Below are 24905 nucleotides of genomic sequence, written 5' to 3'. Positions count from 1 at the left end.
AGTGGCGCATCCGGTCAGGAGGTGGCAGCTCCCTTCGGAACCTGATGCGGCTCCGGGTCCGGCCCCAGCTCCAGCTCCGGCTCGGGCTCCGTTTCCGGTTCCCGGGGATGGCGGCGGCTGTCGGACCACGCGGCCCAGAGCGCCGCATAGCGGCCGCCCGCGGCCACCAGATCGCCGTGGGTGCCGGTTTCGACGACCCGGCCCTCGTCGAGGACGACGACCCGGTCAGCGGTCGCGGCCTGCGGCAGCCGGTGGGCCACCACCAGTCCCGTACGCCCTTCCATGGCCCGGGCGGCGGCCGTCTCCAGCGTACGCGCGCCCGCGCTGCCCGCGTCGGCGGTCGCCTCGTCCAGGATCGCGACCGGTGGGTCGGCGAGGACGAGGCGGGCGAGGGCCAGGTGCTGGGCCTGGGTCACGGTGAGCCGGTGCCCGCCCTCGCCGACGACCGTGTCCATTCCCTCGGGCAGACCGTCCACCCACGAGAGGGCGTCGACTTTCGTCAGCGCGGCCCTCAGCTCCTCGTCGGTCGCCTCCGGCCGCGCGAGTCGCAGGTCGTCGGCGAGCGGCCCGGCGAACACATGGACCTCCTGGCTGATCAGCGTCACCGTCCGACGGGTGCCGAGGGGCCCGAGCTCCGCGATGTCGACGCCACCGAGGGCGATTCCGCCGCCGGACGGACGGTGGATGCCGGCGATCAGCTTCGCCAGGGTGGTCTTCCCGGCCCCGCTCGCGCCGACCAGGGCGACCCGCTCACCGCTGCGCACCTCCAGGTCGACCTTGCGCAGCACCGGGTGGCCGGGGACGTACTCGTGGCTGAGCGAGTCGGCCTTGACCGAGCCGTCCACCGGAACGGCGGGCCGGACGGGCTCCTGCTCGGGCGCCAGGTTCGACACGCCGACGAGGCGGGCCAGGCTCGCGCCGGCGGACTGCGCGTCGTCGATGAGGAAGAGCGCGGCGTTGATCGGATTGAACAGGCTGTGGAAATAGAGCGCGGCCGCGGTCGCCGTGCCGATGCTCACGGAGCCGTTGTCGACGAGGACGAATCCCGTGGCCAGAACCGAGGCCAGGCCGACGAACTCGGCGAGGTTGAGCCGCGAGAAGAACCCCGTCACCAGGTGAATGCCGCGCAGGGCGATGTCGACGGCCTTCTGTGACCGCTCCTCCAGCAGGTCTGTGTGACTGTCGTTCAGCCGGAAGGCGCGTACGGTCCGGACGCCGCCGATGCTGTCGAGAAGCTGGTGCTGGAGGGCGCCGGTCGCTACCCGGTGCTCGGCGTACACAGGGGTGGCGCGGGGGATGTACCACCGCACGGTGAGGACGTGGATCGGCACCGCGAGCAGTACGGCGAGAAGGAAGCGCCAGTCCAGCACGGTGAGTCCGACCAGCGTCAGCGCGATGGTGAGGAGGGCCCGGCTGAACTCGGGCAGCGCCTGGCGAACTCCCTTCGTGATCAGGGTCACGTCACCGGTCACCCGGGAGGTCAGATCACCCGAGCCGGCTTGCTCGACGCGTTCGAGCGGCAGGCTCAGCGCCCGCTCGATGAACCGCTCGCGCAGGCTCGCAAGGACCGTCTCACCGAGCCGCGCGACGAGGGAGGTGCCGGCCGCGGTCGCGATGCCCCGCGCCACGGCCACTGCGAGGAGGAGGACCATGGGTACCGTCAGCGAGTCGGGACCGCGCTGCTGGACCACCAGGTCGACGATGCGGCCGAGCAGCGGGGCGGTCAGCAGACCGATGCCCGTCCCGATGACCAGCACGGTCACCGCTGTCACCGCGAGTGCCCGGTGGCGGCGGAGCAACGCGCGGACGACGGCGAGGGTCTGGGCGCCGGTGGCGATCGGCAGGAGTGTGCGATCCGGCGAACTGGTTCCGCTCATCGTCCGTCCTTCGTCGTTCACGTCGGTCGTGTCCGTACCGGTCATGTCAGCACCACCGAGCGGTACGCCTCGTCGGTGGCGACGAGGTCGGGATGGCGGCCGTCCGCGGTCACGGCGCCGCCGGCGAGCACCACCACGCGATCGGTCATGGCGAGCAGAGCGGGGCTGGTGGTGACCAGGATCGTGGTGCGGCCACGGCGGAGATCCTTGAGCCGGGCGGCGATGAGGGACTCGGTGACCGTGTCGACGGCGGTGGTCGGGTCGTGGACGACCAGCACCGGCTGATCGGCGGCGAGCGCCCGGGCGAGCGCGACCCGCTGGCGCTGCCCACCGGACAGCGAGCGCCCGCGCTCGGCGAGCACGGTGGCCACACCGTTGGGCAGGTTGCGGGCCACATCGTCCGCCGCCGAAGCTGCCAGGGCCGGTTCGACGTCCGCTGCCGTGCTGTCCGTTCCGGCCCGTACGTTGTCGAGCAGGCTGCTCTCGAACAGGTCCGCGTCGTGGTGGGCGACGAGGATCGCGCGGCGGACGTCGGTGGGGCCGAGGTCGGCCAGAGGTACGCCGTCGAGCTCGATCGATCCTTCGTCGGGGTCGAGTTCGCGGCCCAGGCAGAGCAGCAGGTCGGCCGCCACGGACGGGTCCTTGGCCACGATGCCGACCAGAGTGCCGGGTTCGATGTCGAGGTCGACCTCGCGCAGCGCGCCGTGTGTGACGCCGCGCAGCCGGAGCCCTCCGGCGACCGGCTCGTCAAGCGTCGTCGATCCCCCTGTCACGGCGGGAGACGACGCCAGCACCTCGGCGATCCGGCCGGCCGACGCGCGGCCCTGGGCGAACTCGCCGCTGAAGAAGGTGAGGAGCTGGAACGGCCCGAGGAGGAACTGGGCGAGACCGACGGCCGCCACCAGGTCACCGACGCTGATCGCGCCGCTCATCGCCAGATGCGCGCCGACCAGCCCGATGACCACGATGAAGATTCCGGTCAGGGCGAGGATGGCGCCATCGTGCCAGGCCCGGCTCCGGGCGGCGCGCAGCGCGGCGGCCAGCGAGTCCTGGCTGGTCTGCCGGTAGCGGGCCACCGCGGCCGGTTCGGCGCCGATCCCCTTGAGCACCCGAAGCCCCGCGACCAGGTCGGCGGCGACGCCGGAGGCATGTGCGGCGCGCTCCTGCTCGACCTCACTGCGCCGCTCCAGCGGTCGGCTGATCCGGTGCCCGAGCCACAGCAGGGGCGGGATGCCGAGGAGCACGAGCAGGCCGAGCGGTACGGAGATCCGGAGCAGTACCACCGCGCTGATGGCCAGTCCGGCGACCGCCGCCATCCCGAAGGGCAGTACGGCCGCGACCGCGCCCACCCGCTTGGCGTCGCCGGTCGCGATGTTGGTCAGCACGCCCGGGAGCCGGCCCGCGTCCGCTCCGCCGCGCGGGTCGAGCACCCTGGAGCCGAGGTCGAGCCGCAGCCGGTGCGCGGCCTGTTCGCCGGCCCGCTCGCTGATCCGGGCAGCGGTCCGGTAGCACGTGGACAGAACGAAGAAGAGGACGGCGAGTACCAGCAGCCAACGCAGGAGAGCGCCGGAAGAACCGGTCGCCACCGCCTCGTCGATGACCACGCCGATGACGACGGGAACCATCGCCTCGCACCCCTGGTGCGCCATGCCGAGGAACGATGCCCCGGCAACATGGCGACGCTGGCCGCCGATCGCCCTCCGGAGGACTTCGCCCCCCGTTGGTCCTCCATCGAGCATTCGGTACCTCCGCGAAGGCCATAGAAGTTAGGTAAGGCTACTCTAAGTGTTGTGTCCAGCTGTCCTGCGCGCCGAGCCGCCGCCATTCGTCAAGGTCGAAGCATGGAGAGGGAGTTGGATCCCCCTGAGGTTGTGCGGTGTCCGGTTTGGAGTCGTGCTCGGGCGTTGACCCTCTGAAACGTATTCGGTTAGCCTCACCTAAGTAAATGTTTCGCGCGATGTCGCACTGCGCCCTCGGGCGGGGCCGTCAGGTGGGGGGACTTGTTGTCGGTCGACGCGAAGGCGGCACCCGAGAGCGATGTGGGCGACGCCCCGACGCCGTCGCCGCGCCGGGGCGCCGCGGCGTCGCTGCGCGGCCTGGGACTCCTCGCGGCCGTAGCCCTGCTGGTCGTGATCGCCCTGCTCAGCGTGTGGGTGGGAACACGCGGGATCCCGTTCATGTCGACGTGGAACGTGCTGTGGCACAACGACGGCTCCAAGACCGCGGTGATCATCCACGACTACCGCATCCCCCGCACCCTGCTCGGTCTGCTGGTCGGCGTCGCACTTGGGATGTCGGGAGCCCTGATGCAGGCACTGACACGCAATCCGCTCGCCGATCCCGGGTTGCTGGGCGTGAGCCTCGGTGCCTCGACCGGCGTAGTCGTGGCCATCGCGTTCCTCGGCGTCGGGTCGGCCCTCGGCTATGTGTGGTTCGCCTTCCTGGGCGCGGCGGTCGCCGCGGTCGCCGTCTACCTCCTCAGCTCGGCCGGGCGTACGCCCGCGACACCGGAAAAACTCGTCGTCGCCGGAGCCGCGATGACTGCCGTGCTCTACGCCTTCAACTCGGCCGTGCTGCTCCTCGACCCCGAGGCGTTCGACTCCTTCCGCTTCTGGACCGTGGGCACACTCGCCGGCCGTAGCTTCGAAGTGGTGTACGTGGTACTGCCCTTCGTCGCCGTCGGACTGGTGATCACCCTGGCGCTGGCCCGGCCACTGAACGCGCTGGCGCTGGGCGACCAGGTCGGACGGGCGCTGGGCGTCAGTGTCGGCCGCACGAGGGTGCTCGGCGCGGTCGCGGTGATGCTGCTGTGCGGCGCGGCCACGGCGGCGGCGGGTCCGATCGGTTTCGTCGGTCTCGCGGTGCCGCACATGGCCCGGTTCGTCGTCGGCCCCGACCAGCGATGGGTGCTCGCCTACTCCACGCTGCTGGCGCCCGTCCTGCTGCTCGGCGCGGACATCCTGGGCCGGGTTCTCGGCGCCCCCGGCGAGGTCCAGGTCGGCATCGTCACGGCCCTTCTGGGCGGGCCGCTGTTCATCGCGCTGTGCCGCCGCCGAAAGCTGGTCATGCTGTGAGTACGACGAAGTCCGTCAACGTCCGTGCGGTCGGCGGTCTCGTCGTACGAACCCGAGGCGGCCGGCTGTCGCTGCGGATCCAGGGCCGCGCGGTGGCCGTGTCGGTGGCCCTGCTGACCACGTTCGTCCTGGTCGTCGGGGTCACCCTGACCACGGGGGACTTCGAGCTCTCCGTCGCGGAGGTCCTCCAGGCGCTGACCGGAAACGGTTCGGGCGGCGCGGACTTCATCGTCAACACCGTGCGCATGCCACGCCTGCTGACCGCGCTGTTCGTCGGCGCCGCCCTGGCGGTCAGCGGGGCGATCCTGCAGAGCCTCTCGGGCAACTCGCTCGGCAGCCCGGACATCATCGGCTTCACCAACGGCTCGGCGACCGGGGCGCTGCTGGTCATCATCGTGCTGAACGGATCCATGGCCCAGATCGCGCTCGGAGCGCTGGCCGGCGGGATGGCCACCGCCCTGGTGGTCTACCTGCTGGTGTTCTCCGGGGGCCTGCAGGGATTCAGACTGGTCGTCGTCGGGATCGGCGTCAGCGCCATGCTGCTCGCCGTCAACTCGTACCTGATCACCCGAGCCAGCCTGCAGGAGGCTCTGGAGGCGCAGACCTGGCTGATCGGCAGCCTCAACAACCGTGGCTGGGACCAGGCGGCCGGCGCGGGCATCGCCGTCGCGATCCTGCTGCCGCTCGCCTTCCACTACGGCCGCAGGCTGTCGATGCTCGAGATGGGCGGCGACACGGCGAAGGGGCTCGGCGTGGACGTGGAGCGCAGCCGGCTGGTCCTGCTCGTCGTCAGCGTCGCGCTGGCCGCGTTCGCCACCGCCGCGACGGGCCCGATCTGGTTCGTCGCGCTGGCGGCTCCACAACTCGCCCGCAGGCTCGTCCGGTCGTCCGGCCCCGGACTGGTCCCGGCGGCCCTGATGGGCGCCGTACTGCTGGCCGCGAGTGATCTCGCGGTGCAGCGGATCTTCTCACCCGCCATCCTGCCGGTGGGCACCGCGACCGGCACCATCGGCGGCCTCTACCTCATCTGGCTGCTCGTCACAGAGTCGCGAAAGAGCCGCACATGACAGAAACGACGCACCCGACGCCACGGCTGTGGGCGGAGGACCTGACGCTCTCCTACGACCGGCGGACGGTGGCCACCGATCTCGGTGTCATCATTCCTGACCATTCGTTCACCGTGATCCTCGGCCCGAACGCGTGCGGGAAGTCGACCCTGCTCAAGGCGCTCGCACGCATGATCAGGCCCAGGGCGGGAGAGGTGCGCCTCGACGGCGCCCCCATCGCGTCGTACCGGCCGCGCGAGGTCGCCCGCAAGCTGGGACTGCTCCCGCAGACCTCCACCGCGCCGTCCGGGATCACAGTGGGGGACTTGGTGGCCCGCGGCCGGTACCCGCACCAGCGGCTCCTGCGGCAGTGGTCCGTCGAGGACGAGGCCGCCGTGACCGAGTCGATGCGGCTGACCGGCGTGGCGGAGCTCGCCGACCGACCGGTCGAGGACCTCTCCGGCGGCCAGCGGCAACGCGTGTGGCTGTCCATGGTCCTGGCGCAGCAGACGTCGATCCTGCTGCTGGACGAACCGACGACCTTCCTGGACATCGCGCACCAGGTCGAGGTGCTGGACCTGTGCGCCGATCTGCACGAGCAGAAGGGGCACACGATCGTCGCGGTGCTGCACGACCTCAACCAGGCATGCCGCTATGCCAGCCATCTGGTGGTCATGAGGGCCGGCGGCGAGATCGCCGCCGAAGGCGACCCTGCGACAGTCATGACCGCCGAGCTGGTCGAGGACGTCTTCGGCCTGCCCTGCCGGATCATCGACGACCCGGAGACCGGCACTCCGCTGGTGGTGCCCACCGCTCGCAAGCGCCCTGCCATGGCAGGCGACGCCCTTGCAGAAACGCCATAGGGACGGACTGCCCATGCTCTGTACGAGGCTGACGAACGCCCACATCATCACCATGGACCCGGACCACCCCGTCGCCCACGACCTGGGCATCTGGCGCGGCCGGATCGTGGGCCTGGACGACGCGGTGACATCACTGCCCGCGCGCGAGGTGATCGACCTCCAGGGCGCGACCGTGCTGCCCGGATTCATCGACAGCCATGTTCACCTGGCGTGGACGGGACTGAAGGCGAGTACCCCGAGCGTCGCACCCTGCGAGCGGATCGAGGACGTGCTGGCGGTCGTGGAAGAGGCCGTCTCCCGGAAGGGTTCCACCGGCGGCGCCTGGGTGGACCTTGCCGGGTACGACCAGCGGGCCCTCGGACGCCATCTGACCGCGACCGAGCTCGACCGGGTCAGTCACGGGCGAAAGGTGTTCCTGATGCACGACTCCGGACACGCCTGCGTGGTCAACAGTGCCGTCCTGGACCTGCTGCCCGCTCATGTCCCGCACGAGGACGGCTACCTCGCGGAGAGCGCCATGGGCGCCGCACGGAAGCTTCGGCCGGCGTACTCCCAGGAGGAGTTGGCGGACGCGATCGCGCGCGCCGCGCGAATCTGTCTCTCGGAGGGAGTGACGGCCTGTGCCGAGGCGGGCATCGGCGGTGCTCTGTTCGGCCACAGCCCGGTCGAGCTGGCCGCATATCAGCTGGTGCGGGAGCAGAGCCGGCTGCCGCTGCGGGTGCAGCTCATGGTGGCCGCGGACGCGCTGCACCCGGTCGGCTCGCACGGAGGCGATGGTGTACCCCGGGCCCTCGACCTCGGCCTGCGCACGGGGTTCGGCGACGAGTGGCTCTCCGTGGGCGCCCTCAAGATCTGGACCGACGGTGGCATGATGGCGCGTACCGCCGCACTGAGCAGCCCGTACCACGGTATGGAACACGCCGGGGAGCTGCAGGACGATCCGGAACTCCTCGCGGACACCATCGTCGACGGCCATCTCGCCGGGTGGCAGCTCGCCGTCCATGCCATCGGCGACCGCGCCGCCGACGTCGCCCTGGACGCCCTGGAACGGGCACAGGCCGTTAGGCCACGCCCTGACGCGAGGCACCGCATCGAACACGCCGGCCTGATCAGACCCGACCAGCTCTCCCGCTTCGCGCGGCTCGGCGCGATCGCGGTGGTCCAGCCGAACTTCCTGCGCTACTTCGGCGACGACTACGCGTCGATCATGGGCGAGCACAGGGCCCCCTGGCTGTACCGGGGCAAGGGGTTCCTGGAACACGGCATCACGCTCGTGGGCAGTTCCGACCGTCCCGTCACGGACGGATCGCCGCTGCGGGCGATTCAGTTCATGGTCGAGCGCGCCTCCGGCTCGGGCCAGGTCATCGGCCCGGACGAGGGCATCACGGTCGACGAGGCCCTGCGCTCCTACACCGTCGGTGGAGCCTTCGCCTGCCACTGGGACGACAGCGCGGGCAGCCTCACCCCGGGTAAACGCGCCGATCTGGTCGTGCTGGGAGACGACCCACGGGGCGTCAGCACCTCGCGCATCGGTGACATCGAAGTGGTCGCGACGTTCGTCGACGGCCGTGAGAGCGAAAAGGCGGCGCTGTGAGTACGAGGGTGGAAGGCATCGAGCAGTACGCGTACCTGTGGCAGGCATCCTCGTACCCGTATCAGTGGGTCATTTGGAACACAGCTGCGGAGACCATGGTCTTCGACAGGCAGATCAACTGTCCGGTGGACATCGACGGGGAAGCGGCCCTGCGCGAGGTACTGCGCAGGATGCGCGAGGCCGGGGTACCGGAGAGCGACGACTATCCGGGCCGCCCGTGCGGGGCGTAGAACGATACAGGCCGTCCTTGTCCTCAAGCTCGGAGAGCCGCTGCATTCCGCCCAGTTGACCCGTGCGGCCGGAGAGCCGAGAGATACGAGGCCGGACGGAAGGGGTGGGCGGAAGGCGGGCCGGCACACCCGCGCCGAGGGACGGTTGCACGTTTTGGCCGACCGCTTAGGTGAGGCTACCCTTACCTTGATCTGGTGTCCCAGGTGCCGCGGAGGCTGAGCTGCCCTCCGTGCACGGGTGGGACCGAAGGAAGGGAATCCCTTGATTACGGCCGCCCCCCGCCCCGGCGCACGGTTGTCACGCCCCACCTTGCCCGCCCCACTCCCTGTCCGATCCGCGCTGAGCGGAGATGCCGCCGCCCTCGCGGCCCTGTCCCGGCCGTTCGTGCGCTCGGGCGCGCTGCGCGAGCGTTCCCTCTCCCTCTACGCCTCGGCCGCGAGTGACTTCCTGGTCGTGGAGGCCCGCGACGGCACCCTCGACGGATGCCTGGGCCTGCGTGTTCACCACGCCGACACGGCCGGCGGCCGCGGGCCCGCCGGCGTCCTCTACAACTTCTGCGTCGCCCCGCGCAGGCAGGGCTCGGGACTGGGGGCTCAGCTCCTGCGTGCGGCGCTCGCCAAAGCGACGGCCCTTTCGCTGGACGCGCTGTTCACCGCGACGACCGGTGGCGGCGCCCTCTTCCTCCGGTACGGCTTCGCGCCCGCCTGCGCCGGTCTCGCGCCGACGTCCTGGGCGAACTCCCTGGACCGCCGCCGCAATTCGCAGGTTCTCGCCCGCGTGCTCTGACAACAGGGGCCTGGTCCGGAAGCCGGCGGCTTCCGGACCGGCCCCTGCTCCGCGACCGCACGTGACGTCGGCTCAGGCGTCAAGCGCGCCCGGCAGCGCCGCGATCAGCTCATCCACCTGCGTTTCACGGACCGTCAGCGCCGGAGCCAGCCGCACCGTCGTGGGGCCGATGGCGTTGACGAGGAAGCCGGCGTCCTGCGCCGCCTTCCGCACCAGCGGTGCGACCGGTTCGGTGAGGACCACGCCGAGCAGCAGCCCCGCGCCCCGGACATGGCTCACCCGGGGATGCCGCAGCCCCTCGACGCCGCACCGCAGCCGCTCACCCACGCGCGCCACATGGGCGAGGAGCCCCTCCGCTTCGATGGTCTCCAGTACGGCCATCCCGGCTGCGCAGGCCACCGGGTTGCCGCCGAAGGTCGAGCCGTGCTGGCCCGGTGTCAGCAGGTCCGCCGCGGGGCCGAACGCCACCGCTGCACCGATCGGCAGCCCCCCGCCCAGTCCCTTGGCCAAGGTCACCACATCGGGGTCCGCGCCCTCCACCGACTGATGGGCGAACCAGCGACCGGTGCGACCGATCCCGGTCTGTACCTCGTCGAGCACCAGCAGCGTGCCGGTGGCCCGGGTGATCTCACGGGCCGCCCGCAGATATCCCTCGGGTGCCGGGAGCACGCCGGCCTCACCCTGTACCGGTTCGATGAAGACGGCCGCCGTCTCTTCCGTGACCGCCGCGCGCAGCGCCGTCACGTCACCGAACGGCACATGGGACACCTCACCCGGCAGCGGGAGGAACGGTTCTCGCTTCGCCGGTTGCCCGGTAAGGGCGAGCGCCCCCATGGTGCGGCCGTGAAAGCCACCCTGGGTCGCGACCAGGCGCGGCCGCCCCGTCCGACGGGCGATCTTGAACGCCGCTTCGACCGCTTCCGTCCCGGAGTTCGCGAAGAACACCCGTCCCGGTCTTCCCATCAGCCGCAGCAGCCGTTCGGCAAGCGCGACCGGCGGCTCGGAGACGTACAGGTTGGAGACGTGACCCAGCCGGGCGACCTGGGCGCTCACCGCCGAGACCACGGCGGGATGGGCGTGCCCCAGCGTGTTCACGGCGATCCCGCCCGTGAAATCGAGGTACGCACGCCCGGCCTCGTCCCACACCGTGCTGCCCTCGCCCCTGACCAGAGCCAGTGGCGGAGTACCGTAGTTGTCCATCATCACGGCACGCCAGCGATCGGTGATGGCCGTGCGGCCCACTGTCCCGGCGGTCACGCGTCGCCCTCCTCGTCGGGGACCACGGTGGTGCCGAACCCGTCGCCGCCGCCGAACACCCCCCGCAGCAGCGCGTGCGGCACCCTGCCGTCCAGCACGTGTGCCATGGGCACGCCCGCGCCTGCGGCCCGCAGGCACCCCTCCATCTTGGGGAGCATCCCGCCCGCCAGCTCCGGCAGCAGTTTCTCCAGCTCACCCGCCGTCAGACGCTCGATCACCTCGGTGTCGTGCGGCCAGTTCGCGTACAGCCCCTCGACGTCGGTGAGCACGACCAGCTTCTCCGCGTCGAGGGCCACCGCCACGGCCGCCGCCGCGAGATCGGCGTTGACGTTGTAGACCAGCCCGTCCGCGCCCCGCGCCACGGGGGAGACGACCGGGATACGACCCCGGTCCAGCAGGGTTCGCACGGTGTCCGGGTTCACCTCGACGATGTCGCCGACCAGCCCGATGTCCACTTGCGCACCGTCGACCCAGGCCGGCCGCCGCACGGCCGTCATGGTGTGCGCGTCCTCGCCCGACATCCCCACCGCGAACGGCCCATGGCTGTTGATGAGTCCGACCAGTTCCGGCTGGACCTGGCCCGTCAGTACCATCCGGACCACGTCCATGATCTCGGGAGTGGTCACCCGCAGGCCCGCCTCGAAGCGCACCTCCAGGTTGAGCCGGTCGAGCAACGCGCTGATCTGCGGCCCGCCCCCGTGTACGACGACAGGGCGCAGCCCCGCGTGCCACAGCTCCACCACGTCCTGGGCGAACGTCCGCTTCAGGTCCTCGTCCACCATGGCGTTGCCGCCGAACTTGATCACGACCGTCCGGCCCTGGAACTCCTCCAGGGCGTCGGGCGAGAGGTGCGGCTTCGCTTGCGCTCCGAGCCCGCTCATGAGCTGTACGCGCTGTTCTCGTGGACGTACTCCGCGGTGAGGTCATTGGTCCAGATCACCGCCGACTCGCCACCGGAGCGCAGATCGATCGTGATCGTGATCTGACGCCCCGACAGGTCGACTTTGTCACGGGACGCGCCCGCCGCTCCGGCGCGGCACACCCAGACGCCGTTGATGGCCACATCCAGGCGGTCGGGATCGAAGACGGCTGACGTCGTACCGATCGCCGACAGCACCCGGCCCCAGTTCGGATCCTCCCCGTGCAGCGCGCACTTGAGCAGGTTGTTCCTCGCCACGGACCGGCCCACCGTCACGGCGTCCTCCTCCGACGCCGCGCCGACGACCTCCACCTCGATCTCCTTCGAGGCGCCCTCCGCGTCCGCGACCAGCTGTCGTGCCAGATCCAGACAGACCGTGTGCACGGCCTCGGCGAAGGAATCTGGGTCCGGTGCGACCCCGGAAGCACCTGACGCGAGGAGCAGCACCGTGTCGTTGGTGGACATGCAGCCGTCCGAGTCCACCCGGTCGAAGGTGGTACGAACGGCCTCTCGCAGCGTGGAGTCGAGCGTCGGCCCGGCCACGTCGGCGTCCGTCGTGAGCACCACGAGCATGGTGGCCAGCCCGGGCGCGAGCATGCCCGCGCCCTTCGCCATACCGCCCACCGTCCAGCCCGGCCCGGAGACCACCGCCGTCTTGTGCACCGAATCCGTCGTCCTGATCGCGACAGCCGCCTCCACACCCCGCTCGGGCGACAGCCGCTCGGCGGCGGCGTCGATTCCCGCGGTGACCCTGTTCATCGGCAACGGGACGCCGATGAGCCCGGTGGAACACACCGCGATCTCGTCCGGTCCCACCCCCACGGCGCGGGCTGTGTGCTCGGCCATCACCCGCGCGTCCACGGCGCCCGCAGGCCCGGTGCACGCGTTGGCACCACCCGAGTTGAGGACGACCCCGGATATCCGGCCGTCGGCCAGCACGCGCCGGGACCAGCGGACCGGGGCGGCCTGGACCCGGTTGGAGGTGAACACCCCGGCGGCCGCGCGCGACGGGCCGCGGTTCACCACCAGAGCCAGGTCGGGATCGCCGGATTCCTTGATCCCGGCGGCCACACCGCTCGCGAGGAATCCCTGTGCAGCGGTCACGGTCACGGAGCCACTCCATTCGTGGGCAGGCCCAGCCCTTCGGGCAGGCCGAGGGCGACATTCATGCTCTGCACCGCGCCGCCGGCGGTGCCCTTGGTCAGGTTGTCGATCGCACTCACGGAGATCAGGCGACCGGTGTGCTCGTCCACCGCAACCTGCACCTGCGTGGTGTTGGAGCCGAGTACGGCGGCGGTCGACGGCCACTGCCCGGACGGCAGCAGACGGACGAACGGCTCGTCGGCACAGGCGGCCTCGTACACAGCCCGCACTTCGCGCGGACCGGCTCCGGCTCCCGGACGCAGGCGCGCCGAACAGGTGGCGAGGATGCCGCGGGCCATTGGCACCAGCGTCGGTGTGAACGACACGGCCACGCGCTCGCCCGCCACCCGCGACAGGTTCTGCGTCAGCTCGGGGGTGTGCCGGTGGCCGCCGCCGACTCCGTACGGGCTCATCGAACCCATCACTTCGGATCCGAGCAGATGGGGTTTGGCCGTACGGCCCGCTCCCGAGGCCCCGCTCGCCGCCACGATCACGGCCTCCGGTTCCACCACGCCCGCGGCGAAGGCCGGGTAGAGCGCCAGGGTCACCGCGGTCGGATAGCAGCCGGGTACGGCCACCCGGGTCGAGCCTTTGAGTTCTTCTCGTACTCCCGGGAGTTCCGGCAGTCCGTAGGGCCAGGTGCCGGCGTGAGCCGAGCCGTAGAACCGCTCCCAGTCGACCGGGTCGCGCAGTCTGAAGTCCGCGCCGCAGTCCACGATCAGCGTGTCGGCGCCCAACTGTGCCGCGAGCGCCGCCGACTGGCCGTGCGGCAGGGCCAGGAACACCACGTCGTGCCCGCCGAGCGACGCGGCGGAGGTCTCGACGAGTACTCGGTCCGCGAGGGTGGCCAGGTGCGGCTGTACTTCCCCCAGCGTGCGGCCCGCGCTGCTGTGCGCGGCGACCACCCCGATCTCCACGTGGGGATGTGACACCAGCAGGCGCAGGATCTCCCCTCCGGCGTAGCCGCTCGCTCCGGCCACCGCGACCCGTAACGTCATGTTCTTCGTCTCTCTTCGTGCCTGCTCGATGCCGGGCCGATTCCCGGCCCGGTCTCTGATTTCCCGTCATGCACCGTGCGTCGCCCTGCTGATCAGGAGGTCGTGCAGCAGTCCGTCGGTAGTGGACACGACCCCACTGCGCGCGGCCCACCGCAGCGCCATGGCGTGTTCCTCGGCCGAGAAGTCGGCCACCGCGTCAGCGACGACGAAGGGCTGTATGTCGTTCATGAAGGCGTCCGCCGCCGTCAGCAGGACACCGAGATGTGCGAACACGCCACAGATGATCAGCTGGTCGCGGCCCGTGGAGCGCAGCAGCCTGCCGAGATGGCTGCGGAGAAATGCGTTGTGGCGCACGTTGGCCAGCAGGTGCTCGCCGGGCCGCGGGGTGAGCGCCGGCACGATCGCGGCGGCGTCGGGCTCGTGGCCGATGCCGGGCCCCCAGATATCGGCCAGCAATCCGCGCTGGCCGGGCGGCTGCGCAGCCGGTTCGGCGCTGAACACGACCGGCATGCCGAGCGTGTCCGCGAGTTCGCGCAGGGCGGCGATGTTGTCCACGAGCTCCACCACGGGGGAGCGACCTGCCGGAAAAGTCCGGACGAAGTGGTTCTGCATGTCATGGACCAACAGCGCGGCCCGTGCCGGATCGATCGTCCACGGAACGCAGGACGAAGGGAGCGCGGCGCGGTCGGGCATGGGGTAGGAGCCGATGACCGGCAAGCCCATGGGCAATCTCCTCCCTGATGATGTGTCCGCCCAGTCGGGCACTCGGATCGCCCCACATCGAGAACTTAGCTTAGCCTCACCTAAGTGACAATGGGCGGGTTGGGCCTCCGGTCGAGCCGCGCTCCGGCAACCCGGCGCGCACAAGCACCCCTCGGGTGGGGTGAATTGGCCGCCGTGACCGGACAGGTCGCACTCACGTCCGACACCTCGCGACCGTCTCCCGGTCGACGCCTCGAGTTAGGGCGGGAGTCGCGGGACTGGACGGCCCAAGGCGTGACGGCCATCCACATGGACACGTACCTCGCGGCAGCGGGGCCGCTGCTGGAACAGGTGGCGCGACTCGACGATCTCGGCCCGGACGCCAAGCGGTTGAGGGCACGTCTGTTGTCCTGGGACCGCCACATGGACGCCGACAGCATTGCCGCGGCGGACTACGCGCGCCTGCGTTCGGCCGTCAGCCGGCGGATCGCGGCCGCCGCGCAGCTGAAGAGCCTCGCCGTACCCCCGCCGTATCCCTCCGTGTTCGAACCCTGGCTGACTCTCACCCCGAAGGTTGCCTTCGCGTCGGAGAACCTGCTGACCACGTGCCGACTCCCCGGCCTTGCCGTCCCGGACATCGTCCGCGCCGCCATGGACGAGGTCGCCGACGCGGAACCCGTGGCGTGGGGCGGACCCTGCGTACTGGCCACCTCGAGCACGCCCGGCGTCACCGATCTCAGCCCACGAGGCCCGTCCGCCCGGTACGTCTGGGATCTCTCCCGCCGTGAGAGCAGCCTCTGGATCGTCCCCCTGGGTGCTCGCGGAATCCCGCTGGACGCACACCACCGCGACCAGCTGCCCTTGTGGGTTCGCGGCGAACTCGTTCCCGTCATCACCGATTTCGCTCGGCTCACCGAAGAGGACTGAGGGGAGTCGAGGACAGTCAGGCCGGCTTGGTGCCGCCCTCGACCTCCACGGTGAAGGTCAGTTCCATCTGTACGCCGTTGCCCTAGTCGACCGTGCCGTGCAGGCACAGCTTCGCGCCGACCGGTACGGGGGCGGGAAAACGGACCTTCTCCAGGCCGTAGTTGACGCTCATGGAGATGCCGGTGGTGTCCAGCACAGTGGAACCTCGGCACCGAGCCCGACGACCCGCTGCGGCCGCTGTGGGTCGAGACTCTCTCGTCGACGCACACCGACGAGAGCGGGATCGACCGACCGAGCGGGTGGCGCGGGTGGCGCGGGCCGTCGTGGACACACTCGTCGGGGGGTGAGGCGTCCTCGGTCCCGAGAAGGCCCGAGGTCGGGAACTGCGCCCCATTGTCGCCTCGGGCCGTAGGACTGTTGCGGGGATTGCGGGGATTGCGGGGCGTGCGCGCCGAGTTCGACCGCGCTCCGGCGAATGGCGTAACCGTCGCTGTGCCGCTGCCGCCGTGATCAATAACCTGACGCCCGGCGCGTGACCTCGCGTCTGTCGGACAGAGAAGGCGAGCGACCCCGGTGAAGCTTCCGATGTTCCAGCGCATGGCCTGGCGCACCGCGGCGGTCATGCTGCTGACGGTGCTCGGCACCACGCAGGCCGGTGCGGACGACGCATGGCAGAAGGTCGGCGACGATGCCCGCAGCGGTGTCAGCGGCCTCGCGTACGAGGGTCCTGCCGGAGACGGAGACGGAGACGGAGCCGGGGTCCACGTGCTGGTCGTGCACGACAACAAGCGGACGGGGCAGCGGCGTCTGTCCCGGATCACCCACTGGGAGGGCTCCGACGGCATCTCCCCGATCACCTGGGACGGGCCGGAGCCCGTCGATCTGGAGGCCATCGAGGCCATTCCCGGAATGCCGGGGGAATACCTGGCGCTCGCCGGCCGTGGCATCGTCTACCGCCTGAAGGTCGCCGGCCCCACGGCGGCGGTCGTCGACTACGCGCCACTGCCGGCGATCGGCGAGGGCGACGACTTCGAGAGCTTCGCGGTCGTCGCCCAGAACGGGAAGCTCGCCGCTTTGTGGGCGGACCGGGGAGCAGGCGCGGACCGGCCCGCCACGCTCTACGCGGCGCCCCTGACGTTCGCCCCATGGGGCCAGCCGCAGTTCGGCGCTGTGACGCGCCGGGCCTACCGGGCGCCGTACCCGACCGACGGCGGCACGCGACACGTTTCGGACATCTCGGTGACCGGTTCCGGCCGGATCGTTGTGAGCTCGGCGGCGGACGCCGGCGACGACGGCCCGTTCGACTCCGCGGTGAGCGACGCGGGCCGGGTGACCGTGTCGGCGGCGGGCCGCGTGCGGGTCACGCTCGCGGCGCCCCCGACCCTGCTCGGGACGTTCCCGCAGTACAAGATCGAGGCAGTGGAGTGTCTGCCCGGGTCCGCCGGTGCCCTCCTCGGCACCGACGACGAGAACCTCGGCGGGTACGTGCGGACCATGCCGTTCTGCGGAGCCTGACCCCGGTTTCCGCAGGGCACGCGAAGGCTTCGCGGCGTCCGGCCCGGATCACCACCAGGTGTTCGGCGAGCGCTGTCCCATCCGCCACGCCGGCCCCCACTGCCGGGCACGAACCGTGCCCGGGGCGGTCAGGAACCCGGCTGGGCGGGGCGGTCGGCTCGCTCCGCGTTCTTCTCCTTGATACGCGCCGCTTCCTTGCGGACCTCGGCCTGCGTGGCGCGTTCCTTCTGGAGCCACTCGGGAGACTCCGCCTTCAGGGCTTCGATCTGCTCGGTGGTGAGGGGTTCCGTGACACCGCCCCGCGCGAGACCGGCGATGGAGATGCCCAGCTTCGCCGCGACCACGGGCCGGGGGTGCGGGCCGCTGCGGCGGAGCTCCACCAGCCACTCGGGCGGATTGGCCTGGAGGGCGTTCAGCTCGGTGCGCGAAACCACACCCTCCTGGAACTCGGCGGGGGTGGCCTCGAGGTACACACCCAGCTTCTTCGCCGCGGTGGCGGGCTTCATTGTCTGGGTGCTCTGGTGCGACGTCATGGTGTCAAGAGTATCGAGCGTGCGTGCTGCCTCCGACCATGAAGGTAACCTGGCGGGGTGACTGGCTCGGAAGTAACCCCTTCGTTCCGCCTCGCGTATGTGCCGGGAGTGATGCCCACCAAGTGGGTTCGGATCTGGAACGAGAGGCTGCCCGACGTCCCACTGACCCTCGTCGGCGTGACCGCCGCCGAGGTGTTCGGCGTACTCAGGGGCGGCGGCGCCGACGCGGGTTTCGTACGGTTGCCGGTCGACCGGACGGATCTCAGCGCGATCCCCCTCTACACCGAGACGACTGTGGTGGTGCTCCCGAAGGACCACCCCATGACGTCGGCCGACGAGGTGTCCACGGAGGATTTCGCCGACGACATCGTGCTCCACCCCCTCGACGACACCCTGGTGTGGGAGCACCGGCCGGGACAGCCCGCGAACGAGCGCCCCGCCACGACGGCGGACGCCGTCGAACTGGTGGCGGCGGGAATCGGCCTGCTTGTCGTCCCCCAGTCGCTCGCCCGCCTGCACCACCGCAGAGACCTCACCTATCTGCCGGTGTCGGACGCCCCCCAGTCGCGCGTCGCGCTGTCGTGGCCGCAGGACGAAACCACCGACCTGGTGGAGCAATTCATCGGGATCGTCCGCGGGCGGACCGTCAACAGCACCCGCGGCCGCCCCCCGGCCGCCCCGGCGGAGAAGAAGCGCAAGGCCCCAGCCGCACGCGGGGCGACGCCGCGCCAGACCGCGGCCGGGAAACCGGCCGGCAAGAACCCCCGGAGCGGTTCCGGCGGCCCGAAGGGCGGCAAGCGGGGCAAACCCCGCCGCCGGTCCTAACCAGGCGGGCTCAGGCGGGCCGGCGGTCGCAGGCGAGATCGTCGATGGTCACGGGGACGATCAGTACGGCGAGCCGGCCCGGACGGCGGGTGGCGTCTGTGCTGCGGGTGCGGGTGCGGTGGCGCACGCGGGTCATCGCACCAGGTCGTGCAGGGGTACGCACGCCTTCGGCCAGATCTGCCCGGCGCGGGCGATGGCCGTCTGGGTCACCGACGTACCGAACCAGCTGACCAGGCGGAGCGTCCCGATGCGGTTCCGTTTCCATCCGCGCGCTGTCGCGACACCCGCACGGGGCATTGCGCCACGGTGCCGTGATGGCCGGGTACGGCCTGATGCCGGACTTGTCGGAGGCGGCTGGTCGAGCACCGCGGTTCACCTCGTACGCCTGCGTTCATGAATGTGGTCCACACCAAGCCCTTGACAGGGTTTGTGTTCACTCCTTAAATCACGTAGTGAACTAAGTTCCCCCCAGCTCGACTTCGCACCCCCCACCCCTGTCGGCGCATCGACCACTCGGTTCCCCCCTCGCGCCCTTGCCTGTCATATGCATGCCAATAACAGGCTATTCCGTCATGCTCATGGAAGGGAGAGTCATGGACTCCCCACACCTACGCCGGCGCCTGCTGCTGTCCCTCGTACCGGTCCTCGCCCTCGCGTCGCTGTCCACCGGACTGGCGCACGGCGCGCCCGCGCCCGCGGCGAAGCCCCCCGCTCCCGCCGCCGCGGCCGCGGCGGCCGCCGTCACGTTCTCCGACGAATTCGACGGGCCGGCCGGCTCCGCCGTCGACGGCGGGAAGTGGCAGACCGAGACGGGCGACAACGTCAACAACCACGAGCGGCAGTACTACACCGCGGGCAACCGCAATGCCGCCCTCGACGGCCAGGGCCACCTGGTCATCACCGCCCGCCGTGAGAACCTGGTCAACTACCAGTGCTGGTACGGGAGATGTGAGTACACCTCCGCACGGCTGAACACGGCCGGCAGGTTCACCACGACGTACGGCCGCGTCGAGGCCCGGATGAAGATCCCGCGCGGACAGGGCATGTGGCCCGCCTTCTGGATGCTGGGCAACGACATCGGCCAGGTCGGCTGGCCCAACTCCGGTGAGATCGACGTCATGGAGAACGTCGGCTTCGAACCCTCCACGGTCCACGGCACCCTCCACGGCCCCGGGTACTCCGGCTCCGGAGGCATCGGCGCCGGATACACCCTGCCCGGCGGCCAGGCGTTCGCCGACGCCTTCCACACCTTCGCCGTCGACTGGAGTCCGAACGCGATCACCTGGTCCGTCGACGGCACCGTCTACCAGCGACGCACGCCCGCCGACCTCGGCGGAAAGCAGTGGGTCTTCAACAAGCCCTTCTTCCTGATCCTCAACCTCGCCGTCGGCGGGTACTGGCCTGGAGACCCCGACGGCAGCACGGCCTTCCCCCAGCAGCTCCTCGTCGACTACGTGCGGGTCAGCACCGACGGCGGCCAGCCGGGCGGCGCCGGTCCCATCACCGGCGTCGGCGGCAAGTGCGTGGACGTACCCAGCGCCAACAGCGCCAACGGCACGCCCGTACAGCTCTACGACTGCAACGGCACCGACGCCCAGCGCTGGAGCGTGGGCTCCGACGGCACGATCCGCGCGCTCGGCAAGTGCCTGGACGTCGCGTCGGGAGGCACGGCCGACGGTACGCCGGTCCAGCTGTGGGACTGCAACGGCTCCGCCGCCCAGCGGTGGGCCGTCCCCGAAGCCAAGGACATCGTCAACCCGCAGGCCGACAAGTGCCTGGACGCCTCGGGCGGCAGCTCGGCCAACGGCACCCGGCTGCAGATCTGGAGCTGTACGGGCGCCGCCAACCAGAAGTGGACGGTGACCCGGTGATCACGAGGCTCCATCGCAGGTCATCGGTGCGCGGTGCGCTGGGCACGGCGGCGGCCGCCGTGCTCGTCACCGGCCTCACCGCCGGCCCCGCGAGCGGCGCGGCAGCGGCGACCGGCCGGATCACCGGGCTGGGCGGCAAGTGCGTCGACGTCGCGGGGGCGAGCAGCGCCAACGGCGCCGCCGTACAGCTCCACGACTGCAACGGCACCACCGCACAGCAGTGGAACGTCGCAAGCGACGGCACGATCCGCGCGCTCGGCAAGTGTCTGGACGTGGCATCGGGCAGTACCGCCGACGGAAGCCGGACCCAGCTGTGGGACTGCAACGGCAGCGCCGCCCAGCAGTGGTGGGTCACCGCGGCCCGCGACATCGTCAACCCGCAGGCCGACAAGTGCCTGGACGCGACGGGCAACAGCTCGGCCAACGGCACCCGGCTGCAGATCTGGAGCTGTACGGGCGCCGCCAACCAGAAGTGGACGGCGCCGAGCGGGGGGAGCACCCCGGCGCCCGGGCCGGGAGCCATGGCCGTGGCGCCCTACCTCTACAACGGCTGGGGCAGCCCGCCGAGCCCCACCACCGTGACGAACGCGACCGGCGTCAAGTGGTTCACGCTCGCCTTCGTCCTCAGCAACGGCTACTGCGACCCGCAGTGGGACGGCAGCCGTCCGCTGACCGGAGGTGTCGACCAGCAGACGGTCAGCACCGTGCGGGCGAACGGCGGCGACGTCATCCCGTCCTTCGGCGGCTGGAGCGGCAACAAGCTGGAGAGCTCCTGCGGCAGCGCGGGCGACCTGGCCGCGGCGTACCAGAAGGTCATCAACGCCTACGGCCTCAAGGCGATCGACATCGACATCGAGGCGGCGGCGTACGACAGCCCGACCGTCCAGCAGCGCACGGTCGACGCGCTCAAGACCGTCAAGGCCAACAACCCCGGCATCAAGGTGTACGTCACCTTCGGCACCGGGCAGAACGGCCCCGACAGCAGCCTGATCAGCAAGGCAGCCGCGTCCGGTCTGACCGTGGACAGCTGGACGATCATGCCGTTCAACTTCGGCGGCGCCGGCCAGAACATGGGCCGGCTCACCGTCCAGGCGGCCGAAGGCCTCAAGAACGCGGTCAAGAACGCTTACGGGTATGCGGACGATGCCGCCTACCGGCACACCGGCATCTCGTCGATGAACGGCATCACCGACAACGGCGAGACGGTGACCGTCGACGACTTCCGCACCATTCTCGGCTACGCCCAGCAGCGCCACCTCGCGCGGCTGACCTTCTGGTCCGTCAACCGGGACCGACCCTGCACCGGCGGCGGGGCCGACACCTGCTCGGGCGTCTCCCAGCAGCCGTGGGACTTCACCCGCGTCTTCGCCCAGTACTACGGCTGACCCACCCCTCCCTGCCCAGCCTTCCTCTCCGCCCGTCCTCCCTGCCCGCCCCCTCTGCCCAGCCCCCCACTCATGCCGCACAGCCGGCACAGGAGACAACGTGCTCAGATACCCGCGAACGCCCGGAGCGGTTCGCCGCAGCGCAAGCCGGGCCCGCATCACCCGGCCCTGGGTCGCTGCCTTCGTGGTCGCAGCCTCGGCCGCCTCGGTGCTCACCGCCGTCCAGCCCAGCCGGGCCGCCGCCCCCCGGGCCGCCCACCCGAAGGCTTCCGCGGAGGCGGCCGCCGCCCTGCCCACGGGCTGGTCCACGGTCGTGAACTCCGGCAGCGGCAAGTGCCTGGACGCGCGGGCGGCCGCGACCGTGAACGGCACGGCGGTGCAGCAGTACGCCTGCAACAACAGCACCGCGCAGCAGTGGAGTTTCACGCCGACCAGTGACGGCTACGTGCGGATCGGCAACCGCAACGAGGGCAATCAGGTCGTCGACGTGAGTGGCACGTCCTCGGCCGACAACGCGGCCGTGCACCTGTGGGCGTACGGCGGCGGCAACAACCAGCAGTGGCAGGCCGTCGACGAGGGCGGCGGCGCATACCACTTCGTCAACCGCCACAGCGGCAAGTGCCTGGACGTGCCGTCCGCCTCGACGGCCGACAGCGTCCAGCTGGTCCAGTACACCTGCAACGGCACGGCGGCCCAGCGCTTCCAGGTCGCCCCCGTGAACACCGCGCCCGGGGACGTCGACCTCGGCCCGAACGTGGTCGTCTTCGATCCGTCGATGCCGCCGTCCACCATCCAGAGCCGGCTGAACTCCATCTTCCAGCAACAGGAGACCAACCAGTTCGGCTCCCAGCGCTACGCGGTGATGTTCAAGCCGGGTACGTACAGCAACGACGTGAACGTCGGCTTCTACACCCAGGTCCTCGGCCTCGGCCAGTCGCCCGACTCGGTCACGATCAACGGCGCCGTGCACGTGGAGGCGGACTGGTTCCCGCCGCAGAACGCCACCCAGAACTTCTGGCGCGGCGCCGAGAACCTGTCGGTGAACCCGACGGGCGGCACCGACCGTTGGGCGGTTTCGCAGGCGTCCGGGTACCGGCGCATGCATGTCCGCGGCAATCTGGAGCTGAGTGACGGCGGCTGGTCCAGCGGCGGGTTCATGGCCGACAGCAAGATCGACGGTCAGGTGCGGTCCGGCACGCAGCAGCAGTGGCTGACCCGCAACTCCCAGCTCGGCGGCTGGACCGGTTCCAACTGGAACATGGTGTTCGTCGGCAGCCAGGGCGTGCCGGGCAACAGCTTCCCCAACCCGCCGTACACCACGGTGAACCAGACCCCGACGGTCCGGGAGAAGCCCTTCCTTTACGTCGACGGCGCGGGCGCGTATCAGGTGTTCGTACCGTCCCTGCGCACTAACTCCTCGGCCACCAGCTGGGCGAACGGGAACGCGGCGGGCAGCTCGCTCGGCATGGACCAGTTCTTCGTCGTCAAGGCCGGAGCAACGGCCGCGCAGATCAACGCCGCACTGGCCGACGGCAAGAACCTGCTGGTCACCCCCGGTGTCTACCACCTGAACCAGACCCTGAAGGTGACCCGCCCCGACACCGTCGTCCTCGGTCTCGGCCTCGCCACCTTCATCCCTGACAACGGTGTCACGGCCATGACGGTCGCCGACGTCGACGGCGTGAAGGTCGCGGGTGTCCTCTTCGACGCCGGCACCGCCAACTCGCAGACACTGATGGAGGTCGGCCCGGCGGGCGCCGCCGCGAGCCACGCGGCGAACCCCACCTCTCTGCACGACGTCTACTTCCGGGTCGGCGGCGCGGCCGTCGGCAGGGCGACGACGAGCCTGGTCGTCAACAGTGACCACGTCATCGGCGACCACATGTGGATCTGGCGCGGCGACCATGGCAGCGGCATCGGCTGGAACAGCAATACGGCGGACACGGGACTCGTCGTCAACGGCGACGACGTGACCATGTACGGCCTGTTCGTCGAGCACTACCAGAAGCACCAGACGATCTGGAACGGCAACGGCGGGCGGACGTACTTCTACCAGAACGAGATGCCGTACGACCCGCCGGACCAGGCAGCCTGGATGAACGGCTCCACCCAGGGCTACTCGGCGTACAAGGTCGCGAACTCGGTGACCAGCCACCAGGCGTACGGGCTCGGCAGTTACTGCTTCTTCAACGTCAACCCGAGCGTCACCGCCGAGCGCGCCTTCGAGGCCCCCAGCAACCCGAACGTCCGCTTCCAGAACATGGTGACCGTGTCGCTCGGCGGCACCGGAACCATCCGGCACGTCATCAACGACAGAGGCGGTCCTTCCAACTCGTCCACCAATGTGGCCAACCTGGTGAGCTACCCGTGAGGCGGCTCGTGGCACGGCTGCTGGTCCTGCTGGCGATGCTGCTGGGGGTGACGGCGGCCCCGGCCCAGGCCGGGACCCAGGCCGCGGCCTTCAAGGTGATCGCCTTCTACAACGGCACCTGGGACTCCGCACACATCGACTTCGTAAGAGAAGCCAACGAGTGGTTCCCGCGAACCGCCGCGCAGAACGACTTCAGCTACACGGCGACCACCAACTGGGAGCTGCTCGCGAACGGAGGGGTGAACGAGTACCAGGTGGTGCTGTTCCTGGACGACGCGCCGAAGACGGCGGCCCAGCGGACCGGCTTCGAGCGGTACATGCGGGCCGGCGGCGGCTGGATGGGCTTCCACTCCTCGGCGTTCACCACCAACGCGGGTGCCTGGCCCTGGTACCACAACCAGTTCCTCGGCAGCGGGAACTTCAGGTCCAACACCTGGGGGCCGACGACCGCGGTGCTGCGCACGGAGGACCGGACGCATCCTTCGACCACCGGCCTGCCCGCGACGTTCACCTCGTCGGTCAGCGAGTGGTACAGCTGGTCCAACGACCTGCGGACCAACCCGGACATCAAGATCCTCGCATCGGTCGACCCGACGAGTTTCCCCCTCGGTACGGACCCGAACCAGTCCTGGTACAACGGCCACTACCCGATCCTGTGGACCAACACCCAGTACAGGATGCTGTACGCCAACTTCGGGCACAACGCCATGGACTACGGCTCCAACACACGGCTGTCCTCGACGTTCGCGAGTCCCACGCAGAACCGCTTCCTCGTCGACGGGCTCAAGTGGCTCGGCGGCGGGGGCGGCGGCCCCGCGCCGTCCGATCCGATCTCCGAAACGGCGTGGCGGCACAGCGGCAAGTGCCTGAGCACGACGGGAAGTCCGGCGAACAGCGTGCAGCTGGTGCAGCGCGCCTGTGACGACTCCGCCGCGCAGAGCTTTCATCTGAACGCTCAGCCCTGAGGTACTGCGGCCCGCCGGCCGCG

General features: G+C 70.5%; 22 protein-coding genes. 13 read left to right on the top strand and 9 right to left on the bottom strand.

The genetic code is table 11. The features are described 5' to 3' along the window. Positions 1-14: 14 nt before the first annotated feature. Positions 15-1922 carry an ABC transporter ATP-binding protein gene (locus tag ACWIHY_RS07230; protein ID WP_454374626.1) on the bottom strand — a complete coding sequence of 636 codons (1908 nt, stop codon included), beginning with the start codon at positions 1920-1922 and terminating at the stop codon, positions 15-17. Beyond that, entirely contained in the window at positions 1919-3616 is a 1698-nt protein-coding gene (locus ACWIHY_RS07225) for an ABC transporter ATP-binding protein (protein ID WP_454374625.1), read from the bottom strand. Before ACWIHY_RS07225 ends, ACWIHY_RS07230 begins: the two co-directional genes overlap by 4 nt. A gap of 261 nt (positions 3617-3877) precedes the next feature. On the opposite strand from ACWIHY_RS07225, the gene ACWIHY_RS07220 reads away from it, so the two are divergent. The 6 genes from ACWIHY_RS07220 (at position 3878) to ACWIHY_RS07195 (ending at position 9471) form a co-directional block, all read left to right on the top strand. Further along, a complete protein-coding gene (locus ACWIHY_RS07220) occupies positions 3878-4951 on the top strand; it encodes a FecCD family ABC transporter permease (protein ID WP_454374624.1) in 1074 nt (357 codons plus the stop codon). After that, complete coding sequence (locus ACWIHY_RS07215) at positions 4948-6018, top strand: FecCD family ABC transporter permease (protein ID WP_454374623.1); 1071 nt, start codon at positions 4948-4950, stop codon at positions 6016-6018. Before ACWIHY_RS07220 ends, ACWIHY_RS07215 begins: the two co-directional genes overlap by 4 nt. After that, positions 6015-6860, top strand: a complete 846-nt coding sequence (locus tag ACWIHY_RS07210; protein WP_454374622.1) for an ABC transporter ATP-binding protein — start codon at positions 6015-6017, stop codon at positions 6858-6860. The genes ACWIHY_RS07215 and ACWIHY_RS07210 overlap by 4 nt, the downstream gene beginning before the upstream one ends. Positions 6861-6873: 13 nt before the next feature. Then, positions 6874-8454, top strand: coding sequence for an amidohydrolase (locus ACWIHY_RS07205; protein ID WP_454374621.1), 1581 nt, complete (start codon positions 6874-6876; stop codon positions 8452-8454). Further along, positions 8451-8684: a hypothetical protein gene (locus ACWIHY_RS07200; RefSeq protein ID WP_454374620.1), complete on the top strand. Its 234-nt coding sequence runs from the start codon at positions 8451-8453 to the stop codon at positions 8682-8684. Before ACWIHY_RS07205 ends, ACWIHY_RS07200 begins: the two co-directional genes overlap by 4 nt. A 310-nt stretch (positions 8685-8994) precedes the next feature. Next, positions 8995-9471, top strand: a complete 477-nt coding sequence (locus ACWIHY_RS07195) for a GNAT family N-acetyltransferase (RefSeq protein ID WP_454374619.1) — start codon at positions 8995-8997, stop codon at positions 9469-9471. Positions 9472-9543: 72 nt separating this feature from the next. Here the strand turns inward: ACWIHY_RS07195 and ACWIHY_RS07190 are convergent, their stop codons facing one another. The 5 genes from ACWIHY_RS07190 to ACWIHY_RS07170 form a co-directional block, all read right to left on the bottom strand. Further along, positions 9544-10728, bottom strand: a complete 1185-nt coding sequence (locus ACWIHY_RS07190; protein WP_454374618.1) for an acetylornithine transaminase — start codon at positions 10726-10728, stop codon at positions 9544-9546. Continuing rightward, positions 10725-11609 carry an acetylglutamate kinase gene (gene argB / locus ACWIHY_RS07185; protein ID WP_454374617.1) on the bottom strand — a complete coding sequence of 295 codons (885 nt, stop codon included), beginning with the start codon at positions 11607-11609 and terminating at the stop codon, positions 10725-10727. Before argB ends, ACWIHY_RS07190 begins: the two co-directional genes overlap by 4 nt. Further along, positions 11606-12757 carry a bifunctional glutamate N-acetyltransferase/amino-acid acetyltransferase ArgJ gene (gene argJ, locus ACWIHY_RS07180; protein ID WP_454374616.1) on the bottom strand — a complete coding sequence of 384 codons (1152 nt, stop codon included), beginning with the start codon at positions 12755-12757 and terminating at the stop codon, positions 11606-11608. The genes argB and argJ overlap by 4 nt, the downstream gene beginning before the upstream one ends. Further along, on the bottom strand, positions 12754-13788 hold the full coding sequence (argC, locus tag ACWIHY_RS07175) for an N-acetyl-gamma-glutamyl-phosphate reductase (protein ID WP_454374615.1): 1035 nt from the start codon (positions 13786-13788) through the stop codon (positions 12754-12756). The genes argJ and argC overlap by 4 nt, the downstream gene beginning before the upstream one ends. A 66-nt stretch (positions 13789-13854) precedes the next feature. Continuing rightward, entirely contained in the window at positions 13855-14511 is a 657-nt protein-coding gene (locus ACWIHY_RS07170; protein WP_454374614.1) for an isochorismatase family protein, read from the bottom strand. A 90-nt stretch (positions 14512-14601) separates the two neighbouring features. Between ACWIHY_RS07170 and ACWIHY_RS07165 the strand changes: the two genes are divergently transcribed. Together ACWIHY_RS07165 and ACWIHY_RS07160 are read left to right on the top strand one after the other, a co-directional pair. After that, positions 14602-15417 (top strand): penicillin acylase family protein, encoded by an 816-nt coding sequence (locus tag ACWIHY_RS07165; RefSeq protein WP_454374777.1) that lies wholly within the window; start codon positions 14602-14604, stop codon positions 15415-15417. A 597-nt stretch (positions 15418-16014) separates the two neighbouring features. Then, positions 16015-16932 carry a hypothetical protein gene (locus tag ACWIHY_RS07160; RefSeq protein ID WP_454374613.1) on the top strand — a complete coding sequence of 306 codons (918 nt, stop codon included), beginning with the start codon at positions 16015-16017 and terminating at the stop codon, positions 16930-16932. A 128-nt stretch (positions 16933-17060) separates the two neighbouring features. Here ACWIHY_RS07160 and ACWIHY_RS07155 read toward each other — a convergent pair whose 3' ends face one another. After that, positions 17061-17465: a DUF5997 family protein gene (locus ACWIHY_RS07155; RefSeq protein ID WP_454374612.1), complete on the bottom strand. Its 405-nt coding sequence runs from the start codon at positions 17463-17465 to the stop codon at positions 17061-17063. 57 nt (positions 17466-17522) lie between these two features. Here ACWIHY_RS07155 and ACWIHY_RS07150 point away from each other — a divergent pair, with 57 nt between their 5' ends. Beyond that, positions 17523-18290, top strand: a complete 768-nt coding sequence (locus ACWIHY_RS07150) for a LysR family substrate-binding domain-containing protein (protein WP_454374611.1) — start codon at positions 17523-17525, stop codon at positions 18288-18290. Between the two features lie 132 nt (positions 18291-18422). Here the strand turns inward: ACWIHY_RS07150 and ACWIHY_RS07145 are convergent, their stop codons facing one another. After that, complete coding sequence (locus tag ACWIHY_RS07145) at positions 18423-18587, bottom strand: hypothetical protein (protein ID WP_454374610.1); 165 nt, start codon at positions 18585-18587, stop codon at positions 18423-18425. A gap of 296 nt (positions 18588-18883) precedes the next feature. Between ACWIHY_RS07145 and ACWIHY_RS07140 the strand changes: the two genes are divergently transcribed. From ACWIHY_RS07140 to ACWIHY_RS07125, 4 genes are all read left to right on the top strand, one after another. Continuing rightward, on the top strand, positions 18884-20161 hold the full coding sequence (locus ACWIHY_RS07140; protein WP_454374609.1) for a lectin: 1278 nt from the start codon (positions 18884-18886) through the stop codon (positions 20159-20161). Beyond that, positions 20158-21546: a ricin-type beta-trefoil lectin domain protein gene (locus tag ACWIHY_RS07135; RefSeq protein WP_454374608.1), complete on the top strand. Its 1389-nt coding sequence runs from the start codon at positions 20158-20160 to the stop codon at positions 21544-21546. Before ACWIHY_RS07140 ends, ACWIHY_RS07135 begins: the two co-directional genes overlap by 4 nt. A gap of 157 nt (positions 21547-21703) precedes the next feature. Next, a complete protein-coding gene (locus ACWIHY_RS07130; RefSeq protein WP_454374776.1) occupies positions 21704-23917 on the top strand; it encodes an RICIN domain-containing protein in 2214 nt (737 codons plus the stop codon). Next, a complete protein-coding gene (locus ACWIHY_RS07125) occupies positions 23914-24882 on the top strand; it encodes a ThuA domain-containing protein (RefSeq protein ID WP_454374607.1) in 969 nt (322 codons plus the stop codon). The genes ACWIHY_RS07130 and ACWIHY_RS07125 overlap by 4 nt, the downstream gene beginning before the upstream one ends. Positions 24883-24905: the final 23 nt, after the last annotated feature.

This window comes from Streptomyces sp. NPDC055287, assembly GCF_053646035.1.
The sequence above is the reverse complement of the archived record's forward strand: the minus strand, read 5'-3'. Positions and strand labels throughout refer to the sequence as shown.